Genomic DNA, 10,690 nt, shown 5'->3' on the forward strand with positions numbered 1-10,690 from the left:
TTCCAATTTTGAAATCCGCTGAAAATCTATACAGCAAAAATTTTAGCTAAAGAATCAAATCAACAGTCTGAGCATCACTGGCTTTTATTAAGTCTGAAGGAGAAAGCGCAAGCTGAAGTCCTCGGATTCCTGCGCTCACATAAACTTTGTCATAAAGCAAAACAGTTTCGTCAATAAAAGTTCTGTATTTTCGTTTCATTCCAATAGGAGAACATCCGCCACGGATATATCCTGTAAGCGACAAAAGTTCCTCCGGCTTAACAGGATGAACTTCTTTTGCGCCACAAGCTGCTCTGGCTTTTTTTAAATTGATTTCATAAACCGCGCTCTGGCAAAAAACAACAGTCTCTTTTGAATCAGTGCGCATGACTATTGTTTTAAAAACGCATTCAGGATTTATTCCGAGTTTTTCAGAAAGTTCCATGGCCGCTCCCTTATGAAGCAAATGTTCTCCGTCATCGTCGTACTCTTTTGTTTCATAAGGAATTTTTAAACTGTCCAAAATGCGCATTGCATTTGTTTTTTTCATTTTAGTTATTTTGGCGCGCTAGTATTTGTTACATAAGTTCCGTTTTTTGCAAACAAAGAAATTGTATCGATTCTTTGCTTCCAATATTCAGCTTCACTTTTTGTTGTATAAGGTCCGACTCTTACACGGTAATGAAGAACGCCTTTTGCATCTGTAAAAGTGAACACTTCGCATGGAATTTTATTTGACTCAAGAATTCCTCTGGCTTCATCAGCATTTTTTGTTGTCGTGTAAGAACCAGCCTGAACCCAAAATCTGTCTGAAACTTTTTTTGCCAAAGCAGATTTTGAAGCAGAAACTTGAGCTGATTTTTTTGGAGCTGAAGAAACTTGCGAAGAACTTTTTGAAGAAGCTGATTTTTTATTGCTAGATGCAGAAGCTTTTGTTGAAGAAACTTGCTTTTCAACTACAGGAGAAGTTTTTTCAACATTGCGGTGAACAGCATTTGTTTCTCTAATTGCAGTTTCAGCAGCCTTATTCTGGGCTGTAACATTGCTAGATGCAGAAGCAGTGTTCTTCAATGCATTCAAGTCAATTGTTGTAGTTGAAGAATCTCCAACATTGTAAACGCTTGTGTTGCCTGTAGAAATAACAGTAACATTGTCTGTCTGCGCAATTTTTGAATCAGAATTTTCAATGGAAGTTTTTCCTTCCGCAGGAGTTTCAATATTTGAAGTTACAGAAGAGTTATTTACTTCCGCAGGATTTATACTGCTTTCTATAGCAGGAGGCTCGCTCGGAAAATCAATTTCATTTGAAAACGATTCAGCGTGTTTTTGCTGTGCAGTTTCTGGAGACATCCAAACTGAGCCCGCAGAACGCTGATAAAGAGCAGTTGTATTTTTTTTAGCTTCAGACGCATAAAGAATTACAGCGGCACCAAGCACAACTGATAAAAAAATTCCAGCCGCAAGTACAATCCAAATAGTTCTTTTCTGTTCCATAATTTTATCCCCTGCCAGCTTTCAAAAATAAAACAAAAAGCCGGTATTCCATACAAAGAATATCGGCATTAAAAAAAAGATATTTAGAAGAAAATTTAAGTTTAAAAAGCCTACTGACACTTAAAAATCACACGTTCAATTTTTTTTTGGAGTGAAGAAATATTTCCGCAGTTTACGATTCTAAAAATTTCAATTCCAGTTTTTTTATATTGGCTGAACAAAAATCTTTGAGAAAAAAATCTTTCAATAATCTGAAGCGACTTCAGCCTGTCTCGTTTTTTGGCACGAAAAAATCTGATAAAAGCAGGACAATCAATAAAAAAAATTTTTTCAACTTTTTTCATTGCATTCACTTTGTACAAAACTGTCGCATTGACCACAACATTTTTTTTAGAATTTTCATCTATGAAATTTTCCAAAACTGAATTTATATACGGAAAAACAATATCCTCCTGTTTTTTCACAAGCGCTTTGTCTTTAAATATAAGCTGACCAAGATTTTTCCTGTTGATTTTTCCATCTTGACTTAAAAGATGAATTTTATTTTTCTGCGCCAAAGAAGAAAATTCCTCAAGAATTTTTTCCTTGCAATTTTCAACTGCGTCATGGCCGATTAAATCTGCGTCAATCGAAACAAATCCCATTTTTTCAAGAATTGAACTTGCCGCATTTTTTCCTGCCGCCATCGGACCTGTAACACACAAAACCATCAGTGGAACTCTCCCCAGTTTTTTCCGCGCTCAATACTCACCCGCAGAGGAATTTTCAATTGAACAGCATTTTCCATTTCGCGCTGAATAATTGAAATTGCATTTTCCGCATTGTCTTCCGGGCATTCAAAAATCAATTCGTCATGAACCTGCAAAAGCATCTTTGCGCCTGTACTGGATTTTTCCAAGGCAGACTGAACTTTTATCATCGCAGTTTTTACAATATCAGCCGCGCTACCTTGAATCGGAGTGTTTATTGCAATTCTTTCAGCGCCCTGAAGCACAATCTTGCTTGAGCTTTTTATTTCTGGAATATAACGTCTGCGTCCAGTAATTGTTTCAACATAACCGGTTTCTCTTGCCATACGTTTTGTTTCATCAAGAAATTTTTTAACATCGGAATACGTTGAAAAATATTGGTCAATAAAATTTTTTGCTTCTGTCCGGCTTATGTTCAATTCATTTGCAAGTCGAAACGCGCTCATTCCGTACATAACTCCAAAGTTCACAGTCTTTGCAAAGCGACGCTGTTCTGGCTTCACCTGCTCTGGAGAAATTCCGTAAATCAAAGCGGCTGTGGATTTATGAACATCAATTCCATTTATAAAGGCAGAGCAAAGATTTTTATCGCCGCTCAAATGCGCAAGCACAACAAGTTCAATTTGAGAGTAGTCTGCAGAAATAAGAACTGTTCCCGGTACAGCAGTAAACGCAGAACGAATTCTTCTTCCAGATTCATCACGCACAGGAATGTTCTGCAAATTTGGATCTCGACTTGAAAGGCGGCCTGTGGCAGTTCCCGTCTGCAAAAAAGAAGTATGGATTCTTCCATTCTTATCTGCAAGCAAAGGCAGTGCCTCCACATAAGTGCTTTGAAGTTTTGTGTACGACCTGTAATCAAGAATCATTTTTGGAAGAGGGTCGTTTGTAGAAAACACAAGTTCTTCAAGAACAGCAGTGTCTGTACTGTAACCAGTTTTTGTTTTTTTGCCATGAGGAAGATTGCGTTTTTCAAACAAAATTTCCTGAAGCTGTTTTGGAGACGCAATGTTAAATTCGCAGTCTGCCTCTTTGTAAATTTCTTTTTCTTTTTCTGAAATCAAAACTGCAAGTTCATCTTTATACTCGTTCAGTTTTTTCTTGTCCAAATGAATTCCTTGAATTTCCATGGAAACAAGAATCGGAAGAACTTTCATTTCCATTTCATAAAAAAGTTTTTCAAGATTTGATTTTTTAATTTCATCTTTTAAAAGATAATAAAGCTGCAATGTAAAATCAGAATCTTCCGCGCCGTATTTAAAAGCCTTCTCCAAAGGAACATCTGCAAAAGTCTGGTTTTTCTGAACAATGTCCTTGAACTCAATTCCTTTAAGCCCCAGTTTTCTTTCCGCAAGATATTCAAGGCCGTAAGGAGATTTTCCAGAAGCAGCAGGATTCAAAAGCCAGGCGGCAATCATCGTGTCAAAAATCTTACATTCAGTTTTTGAGTGCATTCCATTTGCATAAAGAACTTCAAGATCAAATTTTCCGTTGTGCATTACAAGAGTGAGTTCTTTTTCTGCAAAAAGTTTTTCAAGAACATCAATGCAATCTTTTTTAGAAATCGTTTCCGGAGCAAACATTCCGCCGCTCAAAATAACAGGAACATAAATTCCTTTCCCTTTTTCAAAACTCAAACTAAAGCCTACAAGATTCGCCTCATGTGTGTTCAAGCTGTCAGTTTCTGTATCGAACGCCACAACTTTTTCTGCGGAATCTAAAATGTTTTGCACAAAATTTTTCAGTTCAGCAAGGTTTGTACAAGGCTTGTAGTCGCCTTCGTTTTGTTTTACAGGCAACGCAATTTTCTCTTCCACTTCTTTTTCAGGCAAAACTGATTTTTCTTCAGACTGAATTTCCGCCGCAGTTTCCGAAGCAAAACTTTTTGCAATCGCATAAGCTCCGTATTTTTCAAGAACTTCCGCGCCGGATTTAAAATTTATATTTTTTGTGCAGAAAGATTCAAAATTAATTTCAACAGGAACATCGCACCTTAAAGTTATAAGTTGCTTTGAAAAATAAGCGTTATCTTTGTCGTTCCTGATTTTTTCTCCAAGCGCGCCTTTTATTTCAGAAGCGTGAGCATAAATTTCATCGAGAGTTCCATACTGGCTCAAAAGTTTTACCGCAGTCTTGTCGCCAACGCCCTTTACACCAGGAACATTGTCAGAAGCATCGCCCACAAGCGAAAGGTAGTCCAGAATTTTTTCAGGTGGAATCCCCCACTTTTCAAGAACTTCATGCACGCCAATAACTTCCCAGCCGCCATTGGCTCGGTCCGGCTGCATTTCCAAGCAAGAATCCGTAACAAGCTGAAGCAAGTCCTTGTCACCGCTAAGAATTCTGCACGGACGTTTTTCCTGAGCGCATTTTTTTGCAACAGTCGCAATAATATCGTCAGCTTCAAATCCGTCGTAGCGAAGAACAGGAATTTCCAACGCCTCAAGAATTTCTTCTATCCAGGGAACCTGCGCATGCAAATCTTCTGGAGTCTTGACCCGGTTAGCCTTGTAGTCAGCATAAAGTTCATGCCGGAATGTCTTGACACGCGAATCAAACGCCGCCGCAAGATAGCACGGATTGTATTTTGAAATGAGCGCCTTAAGATTCTTAAAGAAAATAACCAGCGCACTTATATTGTCTCCGCCGGGATTTGTAAGAGGATGATTCAAAAGAGCAAAGTACGCCCTGTAAATCAAACCGTAGGAATCAAGAATATATACAGTCTTATCTTCAGTTTTTTGTTCTGCCATGAAATGATTTTACCACAGCTTGAAACTAAAAAAAAGAGAGTCGGCATAGCTTTAAAATTAAATCGGAAATGGCTTGGGCAAAGAATGAAATCCTTGCGTTTTAAGAAAACGAATTTTTCCAGCTTGTGAAATCATTTCGTTCTAAGAAAACGCACTGGGCAAGATATGAAATTATTTCATTCAAAGAAAATGTGTTTTGTCAAACAATGCAGAAATTTCATAAACAAAAAAATGCATTGGACGGTTCGTGAAATTTTTGCACGAACAGAAAATGACTTGGGCAAACCGTGAAATTATTTCATAACAGAAAAACACGTTTTACCAGGCAATGCAGAAATTTCATAAGCAAAAATGTTTTTTGATTTTTATAAAAATGCAAAATTGATTTTTTGGAAGCACGCATATATACTTTTTCAAATGGAAGGCATTTTTAAAGAGCGGCTGGACACTGTTTTTATCCGCCGGGGAATCAGCACACACAGAAGAGTCCGAAGACTTTTGCAGAAGCACAATGTATGCGTAAACGGCTCAAGGATTCTTGAAAGCGGATTTAGGGTGAACCTTGCATCAGATGCAATTTCTATAGATGGAATCAAAAAAAATCTTGCGCCAGACATATATATTATGATGAACAAAAAGGCGGGCACTATCTGCTCCACAAAAGATGACGGACTTTACAAAACGGTCTACAGTTTTATTCCGCAAAAGTATTTTGACTATACAAATGAAAATTCATTGCAAAAGATTCATACAGTTGGACGGCTGGACACAGACACGGAAGGACTTTTGATTTTTACAACAAATGGAGATTTTTCGCATAGCCTCGCAAATCCGCTTTTCCATGTAAAAAAAACTTACTACGTTGAACTTGAAAAAAGTGAATCAGAAGAGAAAAGAAAACTTCTTAAAGAAAAATTCAGCGAAGGATTTTTTATTCCGGCTGAAAAAAACGAAAAGGAATTTATTTCAAGGCCGGCAATTCTTGAATGGAACAGAGCAAGTTCCTGTCGCCTCACAATAACAGAAGGAAAATTTCATCAGGTAAAGCGGATGTTCTGCGCGCAAGGAAACAGAGTTGTCTTCTTAAAAAGAATTTCAATCGGAAGCCTTGCGCTAGATGAAAAACTTGAAGCGGGAGACAGCAGAGAACTTTCAAGCGAAGAACTTTCCCTGCTGTTCAAATGACAAAATTTTATTCAGCCTCTGTGTTCTGTGAATTTTCAGTCTTGGGCTTTTCCTTTATTTCATCTGCGGAAACTTCAAATGTAGATTTAAGCGAACCTTGCGCAAGACAGATTTTATTTTCGTCATCAAGGCGCACATAGCACTGGCTTCCAGCAACAGAATCTTTTCCTACATACAAAGTGCGCTCAACTTTTCTGCCGGAACAAGCCACAACTTTTACAGCGTTCTCGCTAGACAAGCCGTAGCGTTCCAAGTCATCTAAGTCATAAGATACAGTCGAAAGTATTTTTATTTCATTGACCGAATTTACAATTCTGTTAGCGCGGTTTTCCATGGCAGGAAAATTTTCAACGAGCCATTTTTCATTTTCCTTTTTAAGTGAAAGAATATGCTCTCCGTTTTTTGTTACTTCAACAGAATCAATTTCTTCTTTTGTGTAAACAGTCTTTACTTTCGATCTGCCCAAAAAAGAAATCTGTAGAATGTAAATCACAAGAAGAACTGCAATCGATGAAAGAAGAACTATTTTTCTTGTATAAATATTTTTCATTTCTAGCTCCATTTAAAATATTATTTTTGCCTAGGATCTTCCGGGTCATAAGCCATTCGAATTTTTTCCCGGTGATGGCGGCGCAGAATAAACACGCAAAGTCCGCCTAAAGCAACAAGAACTGCAAGCCCAACCTGATTAAAATATTTCACTGCAAGCGCAAATTTTCCAGAAGACATTTTAAGTGTGTTAAGCGAAAGATTTTTTGTGCGCATTGAGCAGAAGTCTTCTTTGCCGTTCATGTAGTCAACTGCATTGCGGACAAAACAAGAGTTCGCAGTTTGTGAATCTTCCTGAAGCAGTCCGAATTTCGCAGTTGCAATACAAGATGTGGAAGCAATGAAAATTTTTGAATTCTGAATACTTGAATCCAAATGGCTTTTTGCTTCCAGAACATTTTCAGAGTCGCTTTCAAAAGGAGACTTTTCAAATGCGCTTTTAAATTTTCCTTCAATTAAAACTGCAACGTTTTTAGAACTGAACTTGTCTTCTTCTTTAGGCGGAAAAATTGACATAGGGCTTAAAACAAAATTTTCTGCAACAGGAACCGTCCAGGATTTTTCAGAAGTCCTTGCAATGACAGAAACTTTTGCGTCCTTGTTTTCTTTTACATTGGAAACATCAATTTCAAAAGTCTGCGGAAAGAAAACGTTGCCAAGATTTTTTGATATAAGATTTTTTTGATCAAGGCAGTTTTTCTGAATCAGCGGCGTATAATAAAAATCAAGTTTTCCATACTGCTGTGTGAGCTGTGAAAAACATTTTTCATCCATAACATATTCTTTGCCAATTTTTATTCCGTAGTTATCAAAAAGTTTTTCAAGTCCGTTTTCAACTGGAACATATTCAGGCTGACTGTAATAAGCCATCTCGCCATAAGGCATAGTCTCGTCAATTGAATCAACAAAGAAAATCACATTTCCACCGCGCAAAACAAACTGATCAATTTTATAAAGTTCCGCATCTGAAAATTTTTCTTTCGGACCGTTTACAATCACCGACTGCGCAGAAATCGGAATTTCATTTTCCAAAAGATTTACTTCTTGCAAATCATAAGTATCGGCAAGAAGAGTTTTCAAATACATTGAGTCATTTTTATCCTCAAGAGAATGTTCACCGTGTCCCGTAACATAAGCAATCACATCAGTTTTTGAAACAACAGTTTTCACGCACTCTTCAATATTTTCTTCCAACTCATCAAGCCCCGAAACTACATACTGAAAAATCGCGTTCGTAAGTCTAAGCGGAACAAGCTGAACTTTCGGACCATATTCAACAACAAGGCCAATTGTTCCATATTCAATTTTTCCATCTGAATTTTTCCAAGACACTGACTGAATTCCATATTTTTTTCCGAGCGCAAGGGAAGCTTCAGAATCAGGATTTTCAGAATTAAAATCAAGCCGTCCTTTAAATTTTTTGTTCGCCGCAGAAAAAGCTTTGTCAACTTCATCATCAATTTTTTCAAAGTCAGCAATATTAAACTGCTCAAGCGATTCAGATTTATAAAGCGAAATTTTTACATTGTCAGAAAGTCCCGCAAGAATATTTGTGCTAGAAATAATTTTTCCAATCGCAGAAGTGATTTTATATTCCAATCCATCGCTTGAAGAAATGCCGTCAATCTTTTCAATTTGATCCGCATAAGAAAGAACAATTCCCATGAACGCATTTTTTAAACCGACTTCATTATTCTTTAGCTCGCGGATTTGAATTTGATTCAGCCCGTAGCCTCTTGCAATTCTCTGATTATCGTAATCTTCCATATCAAAAAATTCACAGCTGAAATTTTTATTCGCGGAATTTCCGTATTCGGCCAGAATATCTTTTACATACTGCTCAACATTTGAATAAGGAGCCGGAAGGTTTGCTGAAAAGAAAACTTTTACGTTCAGCGGTTCCTCAAGATTTTTTACAACTTCCTTGCTCGAAGATGAAAGTGAATACGATTTTGATTCCGTCAAGTCGATTCTAAAAAAAGCGCGAGAAGCAACAAGATTTAAAAGAACAACGGCAACTATAAAAAGCCAGATGTCCGCGGAAGGATTTTTTATCCATGAAACAAATTTATTTTCCTTTTTCATTTTTCAACCTTTCCTTTGATTTGAAATTACGCAGACTGTCAGAGAAACAAAAACTGATGTCAAAGAAACAAAATACAAAATATCGCGCGAATCAATTATGCCTCTCGAAATCGACATAAAGTGGTTCGTGGAAGAAATGAATGAAGCGAATCCAACAAAAATTCCCGGAAGCAAAACAGAAAAAACTGTAATCATCGTGAGGAAAATGCAAATTGCAAACGCAAGGAAAAATGCGATAATTTGATTTTTTGTAACAGACGACGCAAAAATTCCAATCGCACAAAAAGCCGAAGCTAAAAGCACAGCTCCCAAATATCCGCCAACAACAGGACCAAAATCAATTCTGGAAGAAGCAAAAATTGCGCAAGATATAGCATAAAAAAAAGTCGGAATCAAAAGCGCAATGCTAGACACAAAACTTGCAAGATATTTTCCTGCAACAATATCAAAATTTGTAACAGGAAGAGTAACCAAAGTTTCCATTGTTCCGCTCTTTTTTTCCTCGCTGAAAATTCTCATCGTCATCGCCGGAATAAAAAAACTGAACAACATAGGAAGCAGCTCAAAGAAATTTCTAAGTTCAGGACGGTTCACTAAAAAGAAAGTGGAAAAAAATAAAAATCCACTGAACAAAAGAAACAGAGAGCCAACAATATAAGCAACAGGACTTGTAAAATATGAACAAAGTTCCCGTTTCATAATGACTGCCCAAGATTTATTTTTCTTCATTTTCATTTTCTACTCCATCGTGTGCAGAAGTCAAACTTCTAAACACATCTTCAAGACTGTTCTTTTTCTGCTGCATTTCAAAAAGTTCCAAGCCGTTTTGAACACAAGCCTTTGCAAGTTCCGGTCTGGTTTCAATATTTTTTTCAACGGAAATTCTAAATTCAATTTTTCCATCATGGAAACTTGAATGAATTTTTGAAACACCATTTATGCCGCGGAATATTTTTTCAGCATCTTCTGCGGAAGCCCCAGAAACACAAATCTGAACTTCAGATGAATTTCCAAAATGCTCGCGAAGTTCTTCTGTAGGACTGTCGGCAACTTTTTTTCCGCCTGAAATAATAATAACTCTGCCGCAAAGCATTTCAACTTCGCTAAGAATATGAGTCGAAATAATTACAGTATGAGTTTTTCCAATCTGCTTAATCAAACTGCGCACTTCTAAAACCTGATTTGGATCAAGTCCGCTTGTCGGCTCATCAAGAATAAGAATTTCAGGATTTCCCATAAGAGCATGAGCAAGACCAACGCGCTGTCTGTTTCCGCGGCTAAGCTCTCCAATATTTTTGTGCATGACTTCTTTTAGTCCGCAGATTTCGGCAAGTTCCCGGCATTTTTCCTCAGGATTCTGATTTTCAATTTCAGCAATATATTTTAAATAGTCGGCAACAATCATGTCGGAATACATCGGCGCACTTTCCGGCATATATCCAATTTTTCTTTTTGTCTCAACCGGATTTTTTAGAACATCAAGTCCGTCAATCTTTACAGTTCCAGAATCAGGCTCAAGAAAACCAGAAATCATTCGCATCGTTGTTGTTTTTCCAGCTCCGTTCGGACCAAGCAGTCCTACAATTTCTCCAGTCTGAATAGAAAAACTTATGCCGTCCACCGCCCGAAAATTTCCGAACAGTTTCGACACATTTTCAACTTCAATCATAACCACCTCATTAATTTTTACTAATATAATAAAACAAACTAAACTTCACAAGGTTATATTCCGCCGCCAGTCAAAGTAAAAAATAAATTTGAAATAATGAAAAATTGGTATATAATTAGCCCGAATGTCGAGTTTTGATAAGAACAGTAATTTAAGTGTCATTGCCGTGCTTGACACCGCGATGTTTGCATAGCAAACTCGGTTAGCAATCTTGCAAAAAAAGTGCA

General features: G+C 37.2%; 9 protein-coding genes. 1 reads left to right on the forward strand and 8 read right to left on the reverse strand.

Annotated features, from left to right (window positions below; translation table 11 throughout):
• Nucleotides 1-46: 46 nt before the first annotated feature.
• The 4 genes from ybaK to polA all read right to left on the reverse strand — a co-directional run bounded on the left by ybaK (nucleotide 47) and on the right by polA (nucleotide 4,975).
• Complete coding sequence (gene ybaK, locus B4C08_RS07280) at nucleotides 47-529, reverse strand: Cys-tRNA(Pro) deacylase (RefSeq protein ID WP_296664186.1); 483 nt, start codon at nucleotides 527-529, stop codon at nucleotides 47-49.
• A 5-nt stretch (nucleotides 530-534) separates the two neighbouring features.
• On the reverse strand, nucleotides 535-1,473 hold the full coding sequence (locus B4C08_RS07285; RefSeq protein WP_296664187.1) for an SPOR domain-containing protein: 939 nt from the start codon (nucleotides 1,471-1,473) through the stop codon (nucleotides 535-537).
• A 110-nt stretch (nucleotides 1,474-1,583) separates the two neighbouring features.
• Nucleotides 1,584-2,183, reverse strand: a complete 600-nt coding sequence (gene coaE, locus B4C08_RS07290; RefSeq protein WP_296664188.1) for a dephospho-CoA kinase — start codon at nucleotides 2,181-2,183, stop codon at nucleotides 1,584-1,586.
• Nucleotides 2,183-4,975, reverse strand: a complete 2,793-nt coding sequence (gene polA, locus B4C08_RS07295; RefSeq protein WP_296664189.1) for a DNA polymerase I — start codon at nucleotides 4,973-4,975, stop codon at nucleotides 2,183-2,185. The genes coaE and polA overlap by 1 nt, the downstream gene beginning before the upstream one ends.
• Before the next feature lie 417 nt (nucleotides 4,976-5,392).
• Here polA and B4C08_RS07300 point away from each other — a divergent pair, with 417 nt between their 5' ends.
• Entirely contained in the window at nucleotides 5,393-6,160 is a 768-nt protein-coding gene (locus B4C08_RS07300) for a pseudouridine synthase (RefSeq protein WP_296664190.1), read from the forward strand.
• Nucleotides 6,161-6,167: 7 nt separating this feature from the next.
• On the opposite strand, the gene B4C08_RS07305 is transcribed toward B4C08_RS07300, so the two are convergent.
• From B4C08_RS07305 to B4C08_RS07320, 4 genes are read right to left on the reverse strand one after another with little or no spacing between them, the layout of a single operon-like run.
• Complete coding sequence (locus B4C08_RS07305) at nucleotides 6,168-6,710, reverse strand: DUF4340 domain-containing protein (RefSeq protein WP_296664191.1); 543 nt, start codon at nucleotides 6,708-6,710, stop codon at nucleotides 6,168-6,170.
• A 20-nt stretch (nucleotides 6,711-6,730) separates the two neighbouring features.
• Nucleotides 6,731-8,794: a GldG family protein gene (locus tag B4C08_RS07310; protein WP_296664192.1), complete on the reverse strand. Its 2,064-nt coding sequence runs from the start codon at nucleotides 8,792-8,794 to the stop codon at nucleotides 6,731-6,733.
• A gap of 3 nt (nucleotides 8,795-8,797) precedes the next feature.
• Nucleotides 8,798-9,529 carry an ABC transporter permease subunit gene (locus B4C08_RS07315; RefSeq protein ID WP_296664193.1) on the reverse strand — a complete coding sequence of 244 codons (732 nt, stop codon included), beginning with the start codon at nucleotides 9,527-9,529 and terminating at the stop codon, nucleotides 8,798-8,800.
• Entirely contained in the window at nucleotides 9,510-10,463 is a 954-nt protein-coding gene (locus B4C08_RS07320) for an ATP-binding cassette domain-containing protein (protein WP_296664194.1), read from the reverse strand. Before B4C08_RS07320 ends, B4C08_RS07315 begins: the two co-directional genes overlap by 20 nt.
• Nucleotides 10,464-10,690: the final 227 nt, after the last annotated feature.

It is taken from the genome of Treponema sp. UBA753 (assembly GCF_002297325.1).
In the GTDB taxonomy this organism is placed as follows: domain Bacteria; phylum Spirochaetota; class Spirochaetia; order Treponematales; family Treponemataceae; genus Treponema_D.